We start from the raw sequence: 18,265 nt of genomic DNA on the forward strand, positions 1-18,265 counted from the left end.
GGGCAGCCTAGCCCTTTGCTCACAGGGTGTGACGCACGCATCCGAAATGTGAGCGGCGGGCCGATGTTAGGTAAATTGGCCTCGACCATGAAAACCCTTGACGCCCCCCGGACGGAGCCCGGCACCGAATCCGGTTCCGTTCCGCACGCAGTCATGGGCACCCGTGCATCAGGTTTCTACCGCCACGATCTGGACGGACTGCGCGGTATCGCGATCGCCCTCGTGGCGATGTTCCACATCTGGTTCGGGCGGGTTTCCGGTGGTGTCGACGTTTTCCTGGCGCTGTCCGGATTTTTCTTCGGCGGCAAACTCCTGCGGATCGCGCTCAACTCCGAAGCACCGCTATTGCCTGTTCCCGAACTGATCCGGTTGATTCGGCGCCTACTTCCAGCCCTGGTTGTGGTGCTTGCCGCAGCCGCCGTGCTGACGATCCTCGTGCAACCCGAGACCCGCTGGGAAACGTTTGCTGACCAGAGCCTGGCGAGCCTGGGTTACTACCAGAACTGGGAACTGTCCAACACCGCTGCGGACTACCTTCGCGCCGGTGAGGCGGTCAGTCCGCTGCAGCACATCTGGTCGATGTCGGTCCAAGGGCAGTTCTACGTGGCGTTCCTGGCACTGGTCTTCGGGTTCGCTTTCCTCGGCCGCCGGATCTTCGGGCGGCACCTACGCACCGCATTCATCGTTTTACTGGGCGCCCTGACCATCGCGTCGTTCGTGTACGCGATCATCGCCCACAACAACGATCAGGCGACGGCCTACTACAACAGCTTCGCCCGCGGCTGGGAACTGCTGATCGGCGCACTCGCCGGGGCTTTGGTTCCGGCAGTGCGGTGGCCGATGTGGCTGCGCACGATCTTGTCCACCGTGTCGTTGGCCGCGATCCTGTCGTGCGGATGGTTGATCGACGGCGTCAAGGAGTTCCCGGGGCCGTGGACGCTGGTTCCGGTCGGCGCCACCGTCCTGTTCATCCTGGCTGCCGCAAACCGGTCCGAGGATCCGAGCGCGGGCCAGCGGTTACCTGCACCCAACCGGATGCTGGCGACCAAGCCGTTCGTGTCGCTGGGCTCGATGGCCTATTCGCTCTACCTCTGGCACTGGCCGTTGCTCATCTTCTGGCTGTCCTACTCGGGTCACGCGCACGCCAACTTCCTCGAGGGCACGATCGTGCTGCTGGTGTCGGGCGTGCTCGCCTGGCTCACCACCCGCTACATCGAGGAGCCGCTGCGCTCGCAGAAGAAGGCAAAGGACACCACCCAGACTGTGTCCATGCCTGCCGTTCCGTGGCGAGTCCGACTGCGCCGGCCCACCATCGTTCTCGGCTCGATCGTCGGACTGCTCGGTGTCGCGTTGACGGCCACCTCCTTCACCTGGCGCGAGCACGTCACCGTGCAGCGCGCCAACGGCAAGGAGCTGTCCGGACTGTCGGCCCGCGACTACCCGGGGGCCCGCGCGCTGATCGACCATGCCCGGGTGCCCAAGCTGCCGATGCGCCCGACGGTGCTGGAAGCCAAGGACGATCTGCCCGCGTCCACGACCGACGGCTGTATCAGCGATTTCGGCAACACCGACGTGATCAACTGCACCTACGGCGACAAGAACGCGGCGCGCACCATCGCGGTCGCCGGCGGCTCGCATGCCGAGCACTGGATCACCGCGCTCGATCTACTGGGCCGCCTGCACAACTTCAAGGTGGTCACCTACCTCAAGATGGGTTGCCCGCTCACCACCGAGGAAACCCCGCTGGTGATGGGCGACAACCGCCCCTATCCGAAATGCCATGAGTGGAACCAGAAGGTGATGTCCCACCTCATCGCCGATCGCCCCGACTTCGTGTTCACCACATCGACGCGGCCCTGGAACATCAAAGACGGCGACGTCATGCCGGGCACCTACATCGGAATTTGGGAAACCCTCTCCCAGAACAACATTCCGGTTCTGGCAATGCGCGACACCCCGTGGCTGACCCGCAACGGCAAGCCATACTTTCCCTACGACTGTCTGGCCAACGGTGGCGATTCCATCTCCTGCGGCATCGAGCGGTCCAAGGTACTCTCCGACCACAACCCCACGCTGGATTTCGTCGGGAGGTTTCCTCTGCTCAAGCCACTGGACATGAGCGATGCGGTGTGCCGGAAGGACTATTGCCGCGTGGTGGAGGGAAATGTGTTGCTGTACCACGATTCTCACCATATTTCGACGACCTATATGCGCACGATGACAGGCGAACTGGGCCGTCAGATGGCGGTTGCCACCGGTTGGTGGTGAACCCATGCCGCCGTCATCTGCAGTGCCGCCCTCGTCAGCACCCACGCCGATGTCGACTGTGTGGCCCGGCGAGGCCTACCCGCTCGGTGCCACCTATGACGGTGCCGGCACCAACTTCTCGTTGTTCTCCGAAGTCGCCGAACGCGTCGAGCTGTGCCTGATCGCGAAGGACGGCACCGAACATCGGATCAACCTCGAAGAGGTCGACGGCTACGTCTGGCACGCCTACCTACCGACGGTCACCCCCGGCCAGCGTTACGGGTACCGGGTCTACGGCCCGTGGGACCCGGGCAGCGGTCATCGGTGTGACCCCAGCAAGTTACTGCTCGACCCGTACGGCAAGTCGTTTCACGGTGACTTCGATTTCAGCCAGGCCCTGTTCTCCTACGACCTGAACGCCGAGCCTCCCGGTACCGGAAACCCGCCCGCGGTCGACTCTCTCGGTCACACCATGACGAGCGTGGTGATCAACCCCTTCTTCCAGTGGGGATCCGACCGGGCGCCCAAGACGCCGTATCACGACACGGTGATCTACGAGGCACACGTCAAGGGCATGACCCAGACCCACCCGGGGATCCCGGAGGAACTCCGGGGCACGTACGCCGGACTCAGCCACCCGGTGATCATCGAATACCTCCAGTCGCTGAACATCACCGCGATCGAGTTGATGCCGGTGCACCAGTTCATGCATGACCACCGACTCCTCGACCTCGGGCTGCGAAACTACTGGGGCTACAACACGGTTGGCTTTTTCGCGCCGCACTTCCAGTACGCCGCCACCCGGCATGCCGGCGGGGCGGTGGCCGAGTTCAAGACCATGGTCAAGGCGTTCCACGACGCGGGCATCGAGGTGATCCTCGATGTGGTCTACAACCACACCGCCGAAGGCAACCACCTCGGTCCGACCATCAACTTCCGCGGCATCGACAACGCGGCCTACTACCGACTGCTCGACGGGCAGCCCGAGTACTACAAGGATTTCACCGGGACCGGCAACAGCCTCAACGCCCGGCACCCACACACGCTGCAGCTGATCATGGACTCACTGCGGTACTGGGTCCTGGAGATGCATGTCGACGGGTTCCGTTTCGACCTGGCCTCCACGCTGGCCCGCGAATTCTATGACGTAGATCGCCTCTCGGCGTTCTTCGATCTGGTCCAGCAGGATCCGGTGGTCAGCCAGGTCAAGCTGATCGCCGAGCCGTGGGACATCGGCGAGGGTGGCTACCAAGTCGGGAACTTCCCAGGTTTGTGGACCGAATGGAACGGGAAGTATCGCGATACTGTGCGCGATTACTGGCGGGGCGAGCCCGCGACTCTGGGCGAGTTCGCCTCCCGGCTGACCGGCTCCTCGGACCTGTACGAAGCCACCGGCCGTCGTCCCGGCGCCAGCATCAACTTCGTCACCTGCCACGACGGGTTCACCCTCAACGACCTCGTGTCCTACAACGAGAAGCACAACGAGGCCAACGGTGAGGACAACCGCGACGGCGAGAGTCACAACCGCTCATGGAACTGCGGGGTCGAGGGACCGACCGACGATCCGGAGATCCTGGCCTTGCGCGCCAAGCAGATGCGCAACATCGTGGGGACGCTGATGCTGTCGCAGGGCACCCCGATGATCGCGCACGGCGACGAGATCGGCCGTACACAGTTGGGCAACAACAACGTGTACTGCCAGGATTCCGAGCTGTCCTGGATGGACTGGTCGCTACTGGAGACCAACGCCGAGCACCTCGAGTTCACCCGCAAGGTACTGGCATTTCGTAAGCGCCATGCGGCATTTCGTCGTCGCCGGTTCTTCGAGGGCAAGCCGATCCGCAGTGGTGATCAGGTCCGCGACATCGCCTGGCTCACTCCGGGCGGTACCGAGATGACTCCGGAGGACTGGGGCACGGGATTGGGAACCTGTGTCGCGGTGTTCCTGAACGGCGACTCCATCCCCGCCCCCAATGCCCGCGGTGAACGCGTTGTCGACGACACGTTCTTGTTGTGCTTCAACGCCAATGACCACGAGCAGGATTTCGTCACGCCCAACGGCGACTATGCCGCCGAATGGACCGGCGACCTCGACACCGCCAGTCCGACGGGCGATTCCGATCTGGTGGTGGCCGCCGGCGAGAAGATCTCGCTACAGGCCCGCTCACTACTCGTCCTGCGCAAGACGGCCTGACATGCCGCGCCCGGTGCTGTCCACATATCGGCTCCAGATGCGCGGGGACTGCTGCACATTCGACGATGCGGTGAACCTGCTCGACTACCTCGACCGTCTCGGTGTGTCCCACCTTTATCTCTCCCCGATCCTGTCCGCCGCACAGGGATCGACCCATGGGTACGACGTCACCGACCCCACCACGGTGTCGGCCGCACTCGGTGGGCCCGAGGGTCTACAGCGCCTGTCCGAGGCGGCGCGATCCCGCGGCATGGGGCTGATCGTGGACATCGTGCCCAACCATGTCGGCGTCGCCCATCCCGAACAGAATCCGTGGTGGTGGGACCTACTGCGACACGGCCGGAATTCGTTGTACGCCGACTACTTCGACATCGACTGGGGTCTCGACGACGGCCGGATCGTGTTGCCGGTCCTGGGCTCCGATGACGACATCGCCGATCTGGTGGTCGACGGCGACGTACTGCGCCTGGGCGATCTGGTCTTCCCGATTGCACCGGGGACCGGCGCGGGCACCGGCAGCGATGTGCACGATCGCCAGCACTACCGGTTGACCGGTTGGCGCAGCGGAATCTGCGGCTACCGGCGCTTCTTCTCGATCACGTCTCTGGCAGCACTGCGACAGGAAGACCGTGCTGTTTTCGACGCCAGCCACGTAGAGGTCAAACGCTGGTTCGACGAAGGATTGGTGGATGGTCTGCGAATCGACCACCCGGACGGATTGTCGGATCCCGCAGGCTATCTGCGGTGGTTGCGTGAGCTCACCGGTCCGGACGCGTGGATCGTGGTGGAGAAGATCCTGGCTGCCGACGAGAGCCTCGATGCATCGCTCCCGGTGAACGGCACCACCGGGTACGACGCGTTGCGTGAGGTCGGCGGACTGTTCATCGACCCGGCCGCCGAGAGTCCACTCACCGCGGTGAGCGGGCATCCGGATCCCGAGGCCGAATCGACGCTCAAGACGGCCGCCGTGGCCGACACCCTCGCCAGCGAGTTGGGCCGCCTGTGCCGGTCTGTCACGGCGGTGACGGGGCAGCACGATCCCCGACTGCCTGCGGCGCTGGCCACACTGATCAGCAGGATCGGCGTGTACCGGAGTGACTATCCGGCGCTGGGCACGATCCTCCCGGTGGCAATACAGGAGTCTGCCTGCGCCGCACCCGAACTCACCGAAGCGTTGACCACGATCTCGGAAGCCATGTCCCGCAGCAGCGAGGTGGTTTCCCGGTTCAACCAACTGTGTGGCGCCGCGACTGCCAAGGCCGTCGAAGACTGCCTGTTCTACCGCGAAGCCCGTCTGGTGTCGCTCAACGAGGTCGGCGGTGCACCGGAGTTGTTCGGGGTCACGGCCGCTGAGTTCCACCAGCGGGCGACGACGCGAGTGCGTGCCTGGCCGTCCACGATGACGGCGTTGTCGACCCATGACACCAAGCGCGGTGAGGATGTGCGCGCCCGCATCGGGCTGCTGTCCCAGGTGCCCGAGACGTGGGCAGATTCGGTCGAGCGGTGGATTGCAACGTCCACTCCCCCGGATCGCGACACCGCACTGTTCTTGTGGCAGAACATCTTCGGCGTCTGGCCGATCGACGGCGCTGTCACCGGCGAGCTTCGCTCCCGGCTGCACGGCTACGCCGAGAAGGCGATCCGCGAGGCCGCCACCAGGACGTCGTGGCACGACCCCGACGAGGATTTCGAGGATGAGGTACACGCGTGGCTGGACCGGGTGCTCGACGGGCCGGTCGCAGCCGAACTGACGGCATTGGTGAGCCGGCTCGAAGCCCATGCTCGCAACGACGTCCTGGGCCAGAAACTCATTCAACTCACGGCACCCGGCATCCCCGACGTCTACCAGGGCACCGAGACGACCGAGGACAGCCTGGTCGATCCGGACAACCGGCGCCCGGTCGATCACGCGGCACTGCGCGGCGCTGTGGAACGCGGCGACGACGACAAGCTGCGCGTGACCATGGCCGCCCTGGCGCTACGCCGGGCCCGGCCCCAGACATTCTTGGCCGGCGGCTACACCCCACTGCCGGCCACCGGCAGTGCTGCGAGACACCTGGTGGCGTTTCTGCGGGGCCAGGATGTGGTGGTGGCCGCCTGCCGGTGGACCGTGGCGCTGGCCGAAACCGGCTGGGAAGACACAGCATTGCCGCTGCCCGACGGCCGGTGGTTGGATCGACTCAGCGGCCGTCAGTGGGCGGGGTCGGTCCCGCTGACCGAGCTGCTCGCCGATTCCCCGGTGGCGCTGCTGGAGCGTACCGATGACTGAATTTTCCGTGTGGGCACCGGCCCCCGACCGCGTGCGGGTTGACCTCGACGGAACGCTGCACGACATGGTGCGCTCCGAAGACGGCTGGTGGCGGGCCGAAGTCGCGAGCCGTAGCGATGCCCGATACGGGTTCGTTCTCGACGACGACCCGACGGTGCTGCCGGATCCTCGCTCAGCGCGCCAACCCGACGGTGTGCATGAACGCTCTCAGCTGTGGCGGCCGGAGCCCGACGCCTGGACCGACAGCGGCTGGGCGGGCCGCTCGATCACCGGCGCGGTGATCTACGAACTTCATATCGGAACCTTCACTCCCGAGGGCACATTCGATTCCGCCATCGACAAGCTCGACCACCTGGTGGACCTCGGTGTCGATTTCGTGGAGTTGATGCCGGTCAATGCCTTCAACGGCACCCACGGCTGGGGTTACGACGGCGTGCTCTGGTACGCGGTGCACGAGCCCTACGGCGGTCCCGACGGGCTGATCCGGCTCATCGACGCCTGCCATGGTCGTGGTCTCGGTGTGCTGATCGACACGGTGTTCAACCACCTCGGCCCCTCTGGCAATTACCTTCCGCGGTTCGGCCCCTACCTGTCATCCGGCCACAATCCGTGGGGCAGTTCGATCAACCTGTCCGATGCCGACGCCGACGAGGTGCGTACCTACATCATCGATTGCGCGCTGCGCTGGATGCGCGACTTCCACGCCGACGGCCTACGCCTGGATGCAGTGCACGCACTCGTGGACAACACCGCAATCCATCTGCTCGAGGAACTGGCGACCGACACCGACGCCCTGGCCGAGGAACTCGGCCGACCGCTGTCGCTGATCGCCGAAAGCGACCTCAACGATCCGCGGCTGATCACCCCGCGCGACCGCGGCGGTTACGGGCTGACCGCACAGTGGGACGACGATATCCACCACGCCATTCACACCGCGGTGTCCGGCGAAAGGCAAGGATATTACGCCGATTTCGGATCACTGGCGACGTTGGCGCAGACGTTGAAGCACGGCTACTTTCATGCCGGCACCTATTCGTCGTTCCGGCACCGCAGACACGGTCGGCCATTGGACACCGCAACGATTCCGGGCACTCGGCTGCTGGCCTACACCCTCACCCATGACCAGGTCGGCAACCGCGCCGTCGGCGACCGGCCGTCACAGTTGCTGACGTTCGGCCAGCTGGCGGTCAAGGCCGCGTTGGCTCTCGGATCTCCTTATACGGCGATGCTTTTCATGGGCGAAGAGTGGGGATCGTCCTCGCCGTTCCAGTTCTTCAGCTCGCATCCGGAGCCGGACCTTGCCCGCGCCACTGCCGAGGGGCGCAAAGCCGAGTTCGCCGAGCACGGCTGGGACGCCGACGAGATCCCGGATCCGCAGGACCCGGCCACCTTCCAGCGCTCCAAACTGAACTGGGACGAGGTCACCGTTGGTGATCATGATCGGCTCCACCGCACCTATCGCGCGCTGATCGCATTGCGGCGCAGCGAACCCGACCTCGCAGACCCGTGGCTCGACCACATGTCCATCGACTTCGACGAAGAGCAGCGCTGGATCGTCCTGCATCGAGGGGCGGTGTCGATCGCCTGCAACCTGAGCGCGGAGGCGGTGGCGGTTCCTGTTTCCGGCGAGCTGCTCCTGGCGTGGGAGGCCCCCGAGATCCGCGCCGAATCCACTGTGTTGGCCGGTCACTCATTCGCCGTCCTGCGCTGCACGCGCGATCAGTGAATCTTCCGCACGGACGTGCCGTCGAGGTCCACGACGGCACCGCGCGAGTTCATGGGCCGTAGTTCCGAAAGTTGATCACCGCTCGTGTCGACGAGCACCGAGTGCGCCTCGCCAGATGCGAATGCATGCCGCTCACCCCACTGGCGCAGCGCCACCACCACCGTGAACAGGTCACGACCGGTCTGGGTGAGCGTGTATACCTGCCGCCGACCGGATGCGGCCGTCTCCCGGTCGAGAATGCCGCGGTCGACCAGTCGGCGTAGGCGGTCGGTCAGGATGTTGCGCGCGATGCCGGTGCGCTGCTGAAAGTCGGTGAAGGCGCGGGCTCCGTCCATGGCGTCACGCACGATCAGCAGGCTCCAGCGATCCCCCACCAGGTCGAGGGTCCGCGCCACCGGACATGCGGGATCGGTCCAGGTCATGTCATCGCTGTGCGGTATCGCGTCGCCCATCGCTCCCCCTGAAGAGTTGCTGAATGAAACCATTCTGCCGTAGCGTCGGTTCAGTTGCAATTTGCAACTGAATCGGAGGGTAGATGAAACCGACCGTCGGTCTGAAGGTGCTTCTCGCCACCGTGTGCGCAGTGGCCGTGGCAACGATCTACGCGGCACAGCCGGTGCTGGCCCTGATCGGCCACGACCTGGGCGTGCCCGACGCTGAGCTGGGATCGATCGTCACCGCCGGACAACTCGGTTATCTGGTTGGGCTCGTCGTTCTCGTCCCACTCGGCGACATGCTCGATCGCCGCAGGCTCATCGCCGCGCACCTGCTGTTGGCCGCCGCCGGCGTGGCACTGGCCGCGACGGCCGCACAATCCCGGCTGCTGCTCGCCGGCCTGGCGGTCGCCGGCCTGTTCGCGGTCGTCGTGCAGACCACGGTCGCCTACGCTGCGGCCCTGTCCACACCCGAACAACGCGGTCGAACCCTGGGCGTGGTGACCTCTGGAGTCGTCATCGGCATCCTCGGATCCCGCGTGGCGGCGGGCGCCGTTGCCGCGGTGTGGGGTTGGCGCAGCGTCTATCTCGGGCTGGCGGTGTTGTTGCTGGCGCTGGCATGTCTCGTCCTGCGACTCCTGCCGCCCGACCCGCCCCGGGCGCACACCACCTACGTCGAGGTGCTGGCGTCGTTGGGCCGACTGTTCAGTGACCGCCTCTTCGTCTCGCGCGGCGTGATCGCGTTCTTTCTGTTCGCCTCCTTCGGAACGCTGTGGAGTGGCCTGGCTCTGCCACTCGCGGCGGACCCGTGGCATCTGAGCACAGCGCAGATCGGACTCTTCGGAATCGCCGGCCTCGCAGGCGCACTCGGCGCAGCCCGGGCCGGACACTGGGCTGACGCCGGGTTCGCAAGTACGGTCACCGGCGGGGCGCTCGCGCTACTGGCCGTATCGTGGCTGGCCATCGGGCACGCGTCATGGTCGTTGCTGCCGATCGTCGTCGGTGTCGTGGTGCTCGACTTCGCGGTGCAAGCAGTCCATGTGAGCAATCAGCACCTGCTGACCACAGCCCACCCACACCTCACCAGCAGCGTCATCGGCGGCTACATGTTCTTCTACTCGCTCGGCTCAGCCCTTGGGGCGACTGCCACGACCGCCGCGTACTCGGCCGCGGGCTGGACCGCCTCGGCGCTCCTCGGCGCCGCCTTCGCCGCCTGCGGGCTCATCGTCTGGGCGGTCAGCCGACCGGCGCACCGAACGCCACGATGACGGCGACCACTTCAAGGCCACCGGGATCGGCGCCTGAGGGCTTGCCCCTCAGATCGGCTTCCTCAGGTCAGATATCGGTACGTCGGTGACCCGGGTTCGAGCAACTCGACGTGGATGTCGGAGTCCCTCATCCGGGCCAGCAGGCCTTCGAGGTCGGTCGCTGCACTCAACTCGACACCGCACAGTGCCTCACCGGTCTCGCGGTTGTTGCGCTTGACGTACTCGAAAAGCGTGATGTCGTCGCCCGGTCCTAGGACCTCATCCAGGAATCGGCGCAACGCCCCGGGCTCCTGCGGGAAGTCGACCAGGAAGTAGTGCTTGAGCCCCAGATGCACCAGTGAGCGCTCGACCACCTCGTTGTACCGCGACACGTCGTTGTTTCCGCCGGAGATCAGGCACACGACGGTGGAACCGCGTTCGATGTCCGCCTCCAGCAGCGCCGCGACCGACAACGCACCGGCAGGCTCGGCGATGATTCCGTCGTTCTGATACAGATCGAGCATCGTGGTGCACACCGCGCCTTCGTCGACCGTGGTGAGCGAGACCATGTCACCGGCGGCGGCCAACGCGGCATAGGGCAGCGCCCCGGCCCGCGCCACTGCCGCACCGTCGACGAACTGGTCGACGTGTTCGAGGGTGACCGGCTGACCCGCGGCCAGCGCGGCGATCATCGAGGCCGCACCGGCCGGCTCGACACCGAGTACCGAGGTGCCCGAGGCCCGCTCGGCGAGGTAGGTGGTGATGCCGGAGATACAGCCGCCGCCGCCGACGGGGACGATCACCAGGTCCGGCTCGTCGTCGAGTTGGTCGAGCAGCTCGGCAGCGATGGTGCCCTGCCCGGCCATCGTCCGCACATCGTCGTACGGGGGTACGAGGGTCGCCCCGGTCCGGGCGACATCGTCGAGCGCCGCGGCAGCAGCCAGATCGTAGGTCGACCCAACCGCGATGAGCTCGATGAACTCGCGGCCGTGGTATCGGATCCGGTCACGCTTCTGTTTGGGCGTCTTGGCCGGCACGTACACGCGGCCGTGGGTCCGCATCGACCGGCAGGCCATGGCGAAGCCTTGGGCGTGGTTGCCCGCCGAGGAGCACACCACACCAGCGGCCAGCTCCTCGGGCGAGAGCTGCGCCATCAGATTGAACGCCCCGCGCACCTTGTAGGAACGCACTGCCTGCAGATCCTCACGCTTGAGGTAGACATTGGCTCCGGTCGCGTCCGAGAGCCGTTCGTTGAACTGCAGCGGGCTGCGGGTGACCACGCCGGAAATTCGCTTGGCGGCCTCGTCGATGTCGGCCGCGGAAAGCGGCGCAGCCAGCGGGGAGACTCGGGAGCCCTTGCTCAGATCGGCAGTCACCGTTCAATGGTGCCACTGGCCAGGCGTTTCTCTGCAGCTGGGTGGGGACACACCGCAGGATCCCGGCAGCTGCACGGCCACCCCGAGGAAATCCACCGCAGTTGGTTGAAGGGACTCCGAACTGGGAAAACAACCGTCATGTGGCACATGCAGCGGCTGGTGCGGCGGGTGGCGGCGCGCACCGTTTCGGTAGGCGTGCTGGCATTATCTGCCTGCGCTACGGCCACCGGCATCTCTGCGGATGCCTACACGGCGCGGATTTTCATCAACGGCGAGCAGGTCCCGACCACGTTCTCGGTGCTCTGCACGCAACGGTCCTGGCTGTGGACCATCGAAACGCAGCCGGAAACGCCCGGCTTCACGGCCATCATCCAGACCGGCGGCACCGTCGAACCGAAAGCCATGCGCCTGACCGGGCTGGAAGGGTTCACCGGCGGCTCAGCCAATGTGACAGCACCTGCCGATGCCAGCGTGGATGGCACCACATTCCATATCAGCGGCACGGCGCGTGGCTGGTTCGCTGATCGTCCCACCCGGCCGGCCGAGGTCCAGTACCGGATGGAAGCCCACTGTTGAGCAGTCTGGACCGATAAAGTGACACGCCGCATCCAAGGTTTCGGCTAGCCGAAATCAATGTTGCGAGCTATCGTCAATACATGACCACCGCCGGGAACTTTCGTAGTGTCGCCTCCCGGGCCGATCACGAAGTGGACATCGCCGGGGTGCCCTGGCCGACCTACAAGCTGATCGCCCTGGCGGTCGGCGCCCTGGTACTGGTGATCGTCGGCGTGGCAACCATGAGCGCTGCACCGGCGGTACTCTCCGCAGCCGCGGCGGCCATCGTCGTGTGGCTGACCCTGGGCCACGTTCCGCCCTCTGATCAGTGACCCTCCAGCAGCCGCCGCAACGTCTCTAGATCCGCTGCCACCGCGGCCACGTCCGCTTCGAACTCTGCGTCCGTCATGCCCTGCCGCTGCCGCACGGTGAACACGACTTCGCACGACGCGGCGTCGACGCCGCCCGGCACCACCCGCAGCGGGTTGTAAACGGCCTCACCCGAGGGCAGCCGCACCACGTGATCGAGTACTCCCAGCGTGTTCGGGCCGGCGAACTCGACGGTGACCTCACCCATGGGGGAATCGGCGACCCATCCCCGCGGAGTGAGTCTCAATCCGCCCTCGGCCAGCCCCGCCGCCCAGTTGGCCAGGTGCTGCGGATCTGCCGCGTAGGCGTACACCGCGTCCGCGGCAACCTCGATCCAGACGCTCACATGCGTACTGCGCATGGCTCCCACCGTAGGCTGCTGTCGGTTCACTGCCCACCCCGACGCGTGATCGCAAGGGCGGTAAACGTTTTCGCCCAAATGTTCAGCCGCGGGCCGGGTGTACCGTCGGGCTTGTGGGTATTGCGACGACAGGCCTGACGCCGGTGGAGGAAACCGCGTTCCTGACCCTGTACGCCAGGGCGCTCGACAGCAGATGGGTGAGCCCCATCCTCGGCGACACGATCGCCGACGAGACTGTGAAACGGCTCGACTACGACTTCGCCGGCCTGGGTGTGCAGACCAGCGTGGTGTGCCAGTCGGCGTTGCGCGCCAAGATGCTCGACGATCGGGTCCGCACGTTCGTCGTCGAGCATCCCGACGCCGTCGTGGTCGACCTCGGTGGAGGACTCGACAGCGGCGTCCACCGCGTTGCGCCGCCGGCCACAGTCGACTGGTACAGCGTCGATCTACCCGGAATCAGCGAACTGCGCGATCGGGTGCTGCCCGCACTCCCCCAGGCGCACACCGTCTCTGCGTCGTTGGCCGACCCGGACTGGACGGATCCGATCCCGTCGGACCGCCCCACCATGCTGGTGGCCGACGGATTGTTCGCGTTCCTCACCGAACCGGTGATCACAGGCATCTTCCGGAGAATCACCGAACACTTCGAATCCGGTGAATTGGCATTCAACGATTACGGTCGCATCGGTTGGGTGAGTAAGGCCGCGCTGAAGTTCTTCCCCGCCAAGATGTTCAAAGACGTCGGAAGCCAATGGGGCTATCCGGGATTCAAGGATGCGCACCATCCTGAAACGTGGAATCCGCGGATGCGGCTCATCGAGGAGTCAAGTCTGGCCCACCAGCCTGAGGTCGACCGCTTTCCCGGCATGCTGCGGATCGCAACGCGGGCCACCGGCCTGAGCAAGGCCGGCGCACGCAAGGCGCGCATCCTGCGCTACCGGTTCTGACGCAGCCGCGCCATTACGCGCGAGATAATCGACCCCGGGTTTCGCTCCTGCGTCAGGCCGGCAGTTCGTGGTGAATACCACACGTGCACAACTCGATTGACGGACACGTGCACCGCATCCCCCATTCGATGATGGCCCGCGCCCGCCTCAGCGACTCCAGTTGCTCGTCGATCTCGGCCAACTTGCTCTGGGCCAGTTCGCGAGCCAAGGGGCGGCCCGGAGTGTCGTCCTTGAGCAGCAGAGCGATGTCTGTCAGCGAGAATCCCGCCGTCTTGCACAACCTGATCACTTCCAGCCGCATCAGGACCGACTCCTGGTAGCGGCGCTGGCCGCCCACGCGGTGCGGTGCAGGCAACAAGCCGACCTGCTCGTAGTAGCGCAGCGCGGTCTGGGCGATGCCCGACCGCTGCGTGACGTCTCCGATTGTCAGCGTCGCGTCCATCTGCCCTCCTGCTGCGCTTGACTTAGAGTCAACTCTAAGTCGTTGACTGGCTACATGCCATACACCGACTCCACGCTGGAGACCCTGAGTCACTCCCGATACGCGCTGCTGCGCAGCTTTCGCCGCGACGGCACCGCAGCAGACACCCCGATCTGGTTCGTGCTCGACGGCCGAACGGCATTGTTCCGCACCAAGATCGGACCGAAGACCCGCAGAATCACCGCGCGGCCCGACGTCGAACTGGTGATCTGCGATCACCGGGGCCGGATCACGGACACCACCTGGCTGACCGGTCGGGCCACCGTGCTGGGAGGCGAAGACGCCCAAGCCGCCAACCGCGTCCTGCACCGGCGCTACGGCTGGCAGTGGAACATCGTGCCGCTACTGAAGATCCCCGGAGTCACCAATGTGCACGCCGACCTTCCGTTGCGGGAAAAACTACGGCGGGCGCGGGATCGTGCACTGTGGCCCGACAGCGCGATCGTGAAGATCGACCTCGACGATCAGCCCAGGCAACCCGGACCGAGCAACGCCTTCAGGTCGCCCATCAACGCCGAGGACGGCGTCACCCGAAGGGACTGATCCAGTTCCAGCGTGGTGATCCGTTCACCGCTGATCAGCCGCAGATGCACCTGAGATGTGCCGGGATGGTTGGCCAGCACCTGCTTGAGCGCAGTGACCTTGTCGATGGTGCACTGCCGGGTCGGCAGGCTCACCGCCAGCGGCCGGTCGGCCTGGGCGCTGCTGAAGTCGGGTACCACCAGTTCGTGGGCGATCAGCGAGATCCGGTCGTCCCGGACAGCCACCTTCGCCTTGACCAGGACCACCACGTCGTCAGCGATCTCGTGACCGAACAGTGAGTAGGTCTGTGGGAAGAACAGCACCTCGATGCCACCGGTGAGATCTTCCAATTGGGCTGAGGCCCAAGGCAAGCCGTTCTTGTTCACCCGACGGTTGACCGAGGCCAGGATGCCACCGACCACCACCTGCGCATCGTTGGCGACATCGCCGTCGAGAATCGCCGGAATCTGGGTGTCGACCTGGTTGGCCAGCAGGTGGGCAACCCCGTTGAGCGGATGGCCGGACACGTACAACCCCAGCATCTCGCGTTCGAGCGCCAGCTTGTGCTTGTCCTCCCACTCCTCCTCGGGCACGCGGATGGTGAACACCGCATCCGTGCCGCCGCCGTCGTCGGCGCCGCCGAACAGGTCGAACTGGCCCATCGCCTCGGCCTTCTTGGTGCCGAGCACCGAGTCGACGGCGTCGGTGTGCACCAGGAACAGCCCCTTGCGGGGGTGGCCGAGCGAATCGAACGCGCCCGCCTTCACCAACGACTCGGTGACCTTCTTGTTGCAGGCCGCGATATCGATCTTGTTGAGGTAGTCGGAGAAGTCGGCGTATTTGCCCTTCTCGGTACGGGTACTGATCAGCGACGCAACGACATTCGCGCCGACGTTGCGGATGGCCCCCAGCCCGAACCGGATGTCATCGCCCACCGAGGCGAAGTTCTGCACCGACTCGTTGACGTCGGGCGGAAGGACCGTGATGCCGAGCCGACGGCAGTCGGCCAGATACACCGCGGCCTTGTCCTTGTCGTCACCGACCGAGGTGAGCAGGCCGGCCATGTACTCGGCGGGATAGTTCGCCTTGAGGTAGGCCGTCCAGTACGACACCAGGCCGTAGCCGGCCGCGTGCGACTTGTTGAACGCATATCCGGCGAACGGAAGGATGGTGTCCCACAAGGCTTTCACCGCGGCCTCGGAGAACCCGTTGGCCGTCATGCCCTCATAGAAGCCCTTGTACTCGGCCTCGAGCACTTCGAGCTTCTTCTTACCCATGGCCTTACGGAGCGCATCGGCCTTACCCATGGTGTAGGAGGCGACCTTCTGCGCGATGAACATGATCTGCTCTTGGTAGACGATCAGGCCGTAGGTCTCGGCGAGGATCTCCTTGAGCGGCTCTTCGAGCTCAGGATGGATGGGCTTGATGGCCTGGCGGCCGTTCTTCCGGTCCGCGTAGTCGTTGTGGGCGTTCATGCCCATCGGGCCGGGCCGGTACAGCGCGAGGACCGCGACGATGTCGTTGAACCCGGTGGGCTGCATCCGGCGGAGCAGGTCTCGCATGGCACTGCCGTCGAGCTGGAACACGCCAAGGGTGTCGCCGCGGCCCAGGAGTTCATAGGCGGCCGGATCATCGAAAGGCAACGTTTCGAGGTCGAGGTCGATACCGCGGTTGGCTTTGATGTTCTCGATGCAGTCACCGATGATCGTCAGGTTCCGCAGGCCCAGGAAGTCCATCTTCAGCAGGCCGATGGCCTCGCACGACGGATAGTCCCAGCCGGTGATGATGGCGCCGTCCTGCGGCCGCTTCCACAGCGGGATCGCGTCGACCAGCGGCTCAGAACTCATGATCACCGCGCAGGCGTGCACGCCCGCGTTACGGACCAGGCCCTCCAGGCCGCGCGCCGTCTCGAAGATGGTCCGCACATCCGGATCGGTGTCGATCAGGGCACGGACCTCGGCGGCTTCCTTGTACCGCTCATGGTTGGGATCGGTGATCCCCGACACCGGGATGTCCTTGGCCATGATCGGCGGCGGCAGCGCCTTGGTGATGCGGTCGGCGATCGCAAAACCAGGTTGGCCGTAATGCACGCGGGCCGAGTCCTTCAGCGCCGCCTTGGTTTTGATCGTGCCGAAGGTGATGACCTGCGCCACCCGGTCGCTGCCCCACTTGTTGGCCGCGTACCGCAGCATCTCGCCACGACGGCGGTCGTCGAAGTCGATGTCGATATCGGGCGCGGAGGGTCGTTCCGGGTTGAGGAACCGCTCGAACAGCAGGCCGTGCGGGATGGGGTCGATGTTGGTGATGCCCATCGCGTACGCCACGAGCGAGCCGGCAGCCGATCCACGGCCCGGCCCCACCCGGATGCCGACCGAACGGGCGTAGTTGATCAGGTCGGCCACGATCAGGAAGTACGACGGGAAGCCCTTGTCGCAGATGACCTTGATCTCGTAGGCGGCACGCTCGGTGTACTCGGCGGGTACGGCGTCCCCACGGAACCGGCGGTTCAGCCCCTCCGTCACCTCGTGCGTCAGCCACGACGCCTGGTCGTGGCCGTCGGGCACCGGGAACACCGGCATGCGGTCGGTGGGTGTCCACACGTCGGCATAGGACTGCACCCGCTCGCCGATCAGGACCGTGGAATCACACGCGCCCGGAACCTGCGAATCCCACAGGGCCCGCATCTCTTCGGCCGATTTGAGGAAGTAGCCGTCGCCGTCGAACTTGAACCGGTTCGGGTCCGACAGGGTCTTGCCGGTCTGGATGCACAGCAGGGCCTCGTGGTTCTGCGAGGCCTCACGCGTCACGTAGTGGCAGTCGTTGGTGGCCAACGGCGGAATGTTGAGCTTCTTCCCGATCTCGAGGAGGCCCTCGCGAACCCGGCGCTCGATGTCGAGGCCGTGGTCCATCAACTCCAGGAAGAAGTTGTCGGCGCCGAAGATCTCGCGCCATTTGGCGGCCGCCTCCAGCGCCTCCTGACGGTGGCCGAGCCGCAGCCTGGTCTGCACCTCACCGGACGGGCAACCGGTGGTCGCGATGATGCCTTCGGCATGCTCGGCGATGATCTCGGCATCCATGCGCGACCACTTGCCGAGCTGACCTTCGAACGACGCCAGCGAGGACAGCTTGAAGAGGTTGCGCAGACCGGTGGCATTCTCGGCCACCATGGTCATGTGGGTGTAGGCACCGCTGCCCGAGACGTCGTCACTCTTCTGGCTCGGGTCACCCCACTGGACCCGCTTGGTGTCAAATCGAGAAGCGGGAGCTATATACGCCTCGATGCCGATGATCGGCTTGATGCCGGCCTTGGTTGCCGAGTTGTAGAACTCACTGGCACCGAACATGTTGCCGTGGTCGGTCATACCGATCGCCGGCATGCCCAGCCGCTGCGCCTCGGCCAGCATCGGCGTGATCTTCGCGGCCCCGTCCAGCATCGAGTACTCGGTGTGGTTGTGCAGGTGTACGAAGGACCCCGAAGATGAACCGCTCATAGGGTGGCCAGTCTATTGCCGACCACCGACACCCTCCGGGCGTGTC

Annotated in this window: 13 protein-coding genes and 1 pseudogene; 9 read left to right on the forward strand and 5 right to left on the reverse strand. The window is 65.4% G+C overall.

Annotated elements, in window-relative coordinates:
- The first annotated feature begins 87 nt into the window (after positions 1 to 87).
- The 4 genes from sucT to treZ are packed head-to-tail and all read left to right on the forward strand — an operon-like array spanning position 88 to position 8,436.
- On the forward strand, positions 88 to 2,268 hold the full coding sequence (gene sucT / locus AB0876_RS11790; RefSeq protein WP_526042056.1) for an acetyltransferase SucT: 2,181 nt from the start codon (positions 88 to 90) through the stop codon (positions 2,266 to 2,268).
- A 4-nt stretch (positions 2,269 to 2,272) separates the two neighbouring features.
- Complete coding sequence (gene glgX, locus AB0876_RS11795; RefSeq protein ID WP_526042057.1) at positions 2,273 to 4,441, forward strand: glycogen debranching protein GlgX; 2,169 nt, start codon at positions 2,273 to 2,275, stop codon at positions 4,439 to 4,441.
- Between the two features lies 1 nt (position 4,442).
- Complete coding sequence (gene treY / locus AB0876_RS11800; protein WP_491839138.1) at positions 4,443 to 6,710, forward strand: malto-oligosyltrehalose synthase; 2,268 nt, start codon at positions 4,443 to 4,445, stop codon at positions 6,708 to 6,710.
- Positions 6,703 to 8,436, forward strand: a complete 1,734-nt coding sequence (gene treZ / locus AB0876_RS11805) for a malto-oligosyltrehalose trehalohydrolase (protein WP_491839137.1) — start codon at positions 6,703 to 6,705, stop codon at positions 8,434 to 8,436. The genes treY and treZ overlap by 8 nt, the downstream gene beginning before the upstream one ends.
- Here the strand turns inward: treZ and AB0876_RS11810 are convergent.
- The gene (locus AB0876_RS11810; protein ID WP_526042058.1) at positions 8,430 to 8,888 is read right to left on the reverse strand and encodes a winged helix-turn-helix transcriptional regulator; all 459 of its coding nucleotides are present in this window, start codon (positions 8,886 to 8,888) and stop codon (positions 8,430 to 8,432) included. The two genes, treZ and AB0876_RS11810, sit on opposite strands and share 7 nt — an antisense overlap.
- An 83-nt stretch (positions 8,889 to 8,971) precedes the next feature.
- Here AB0876_RS11810 and AB0876_RS11815 point away from each other — a divergent pair, with 83 nt between their 5' ends.
- Positions 8,972 to 10,138 carry an MFS transporter gene (locus tag AB0876_RS11815; RefSeq protein WP_491839135.1) on the forward strand — a complete coding sequence of 389 codons (1,167 nt, stop codon included), beginning with the start codon at positions 8,972 to 8,974 and terminating at the stop codon, positions 10,136 to 10,138.
- Between the two features lie 62 nt (positions 10,139 to 10,200).
- Here the strand turns inward: AB0876_RS11815 and ilvA are convergent, their stop codons facing one another.
- On the reverse strand, positions 10,201 to 11,493 hold the full coding sequence (gene ilvA, locus AB0876_RS11820) for a threonine ammonia-lyase IlvA (protein ID WP_491839134.1): 1,293 nt from the start codon (positions 11,491 to 11,493) through the stop codon (positions 10,201 to 10,203).
- Positions 11,494 to 11,640: 147 nt separating this feature from the next.
- Here ilvA and AB0876_RS11825 point away from each other — a divergent pair, with 147 nt between their 5' ends.
- Both AB0876_RS11825 and AB0876_RS11830 read left to right on the forward strand, forming a co-directional pair.
- Complete coding sequence (locus AB0876_RS11825; RefSeq protein ID WP_491839133.1) at positions 11,641 to 12,069, forward strand: lipoprotein LpqH; 429 nt, start codon at positions 11,641 to 11,643, stop codon at positions 12,067 to 12,069.
- An 80-nt stretch (positions 12,070 to 12,149) separates the two neighbouring features.
- Complete coding sequence (locus tag AB0876_RS11830; RefSeq protein ID WP_491839132.1) at positions 12,150 to 12,380, forward strand: hypothetical protein; 231 nt, start codon at positions 12,150 to 12,152, stop codon at positions 12,378 to 12,380.
- Here the strand turns inward: AB0876_RS11830 and AB0876_RS11835 are convergent.
- The gene (locus AB0876_RS11835) at positions 12,374 to 12,778 is read right to left on the reverse strand and encodes an SRPBCC family protein (protein WP_491839131.1); all 405 of its coding nucleotides are present in this window, start codon (positions 12,776 to 12,778) and stop codon (positions 12,374 to 12,376) included. The two genes, AB0876_RS11830 and AB0876_RS11835, sit on opposite strands and share 7 nt — an antisense overlap.
- Before the next feature lie 113 nt (positions 12,779 to 12,891).
- Between AB0876_RS11835 and AB0876_RS11840 the strand changes: the two genes are divergently transcribed.
- Complete coding sequence (locus AB0876_RS11840; RefSeq protein WP_491839130.1) at positions 12,892 to 13,725, forward strand: class I SAM-dependent methyltransferase; 834 nt, start codon at positions 12,892 to 12,894, stop codon at positions 13,723 to 13,725.
- 52 nt (positions 13,726 to 13,777) lie between these two features.
- Here the strand turns inward: AB0876_RS11840 and AB0876_RS11845 are convergent, their stop codons facing one another.
- Positions 13,778 to 14,167 (reverse strand): MerR family transcriptional regulator, encoded by a 390-nt coding sequence (locus tag AB0876_RS11845; protein ID WP_491839129.1) that lies wholly within the window; start codon positions 14,165 to 14,167, stop codon positions 13,778 to 13,780.
- Positions 14,168 to 14,221: 54 nt separating this feature from the next.
- Here AB0876_RS11845 and AB0876_RS11850 point away from each other — a divergent pair.
- Positions 14,222 to 14,665, forward strand: a pseudogene (locus tag AB0876_RS11850) (PPOX class F420-dependent oxidoreductase); the annotation flags it as partial.
- Between the two features lie 5 nt (positions 14,666 to 14,670).
- Here AB0876_RS11850 and dnaE read toward each other — a convergent pair.
- Positions 14,671 to 18,219 carry a DNA polymerase III subunit alpha gene (dnaE, locus tag AB0876_RS11855; protein ID WP_526042059.1) on the reverse strand — a complete coding sequence of 1,183 codons (3,549 nt, stop codon included), beginning with the start codon at positions 18,217 to 18,219 and terminating at the stop codon, positions 14,671 to 14,673.
- Positions 18,220 to 18,265: the final 46 nt, after the last annotated feature.

The sequence above is a fragment of the Mycobacterium sp. NPDC049093 genome (assembly GCF_040704635.1).
In the GTDB taxonomy this organism is placed as follows: Bacteria; Actinomycetota; Actinomycetes; order Mycobacteriales; family Mycobacteriaceae; genus Mycobacterium.

Bases quoted from the DNA above. Each gene is read 5' to 3' on its own strand.
- sucT (WP_526042056.1), top strand. From the start codon at position 88: ATGAAAACCCTTGACGCCCCCCGGACGGAGCCCGGCACCGAATCCGGT.
- glgX (WP_526042057.1), top strand. From the start codon at position 2,273: ATGCCGCCGTCATCTGCAGTGCCGCCCTCGTCAGCACCCACGCCGATG.
- treY (WP_491839138.1), top strand. From the start codon at position 4,443: ATGCCGCGCCCGGTGCTGTCCACATATCGGCTCCAGATGCGCGGGGAC.
- treZ (WP_491839137.1), top strand. From the start codon at position 6,703: ATGACTGAATTTTCCGTGTGGGCACCGGCCCCCGACCGCGTGCGGGTT.
- AB0876_RS11810 (WP_526042058.1), bottom strand. From the start codon at position 8,888: ATGGGCGACGCGATACCGCACAGCGATGACATGACCTGGACCGATCCC.
- AB0876_RS11815 (WP_491839135.1), top strand. From the start codon at position 8,972: ATGAAACCGACCGTCGGTCTGAAGGTGCTTCTCGCCACCGTGTGCGCA.
- AB0876_RS11825 (WP_491839133.1), top strand. From the start codon at position 11,641: ATGCAGCGGCTGGTGCGGCGGGTGGCGGCGCGCACCGTTTCGGTAGGC.
- AB0876_RS11830 (WP_491839132.1), top strand. From the start codon at position 12,150: ATGACCACCGCCGGGAACTTTCGTAGTGTCGCCTCCCGGGCCGATCAC.
- AB0876_RS11835 (WP_491839131.1), bottom strand. From the start codon at position 12,778: ATGCGCAGTACGCATGTGAGCGTCTGGATCGAGGTTGCCGCGGACGCG.
- AB0876_RS11845 (WP_491839129.1), bottom strand. From the start codon at position 14,167: ATGGACGCGACGCTGACAATCGGAGACGTCACGCAGCGGTCGGGCATC.
- dnaE (WP_526042059.1), bottom strand. From the start codon at position 18,219: ATGAGCGGTTCATCTTCGGGGTCCTTCGTACACCTGCACAACCACACC.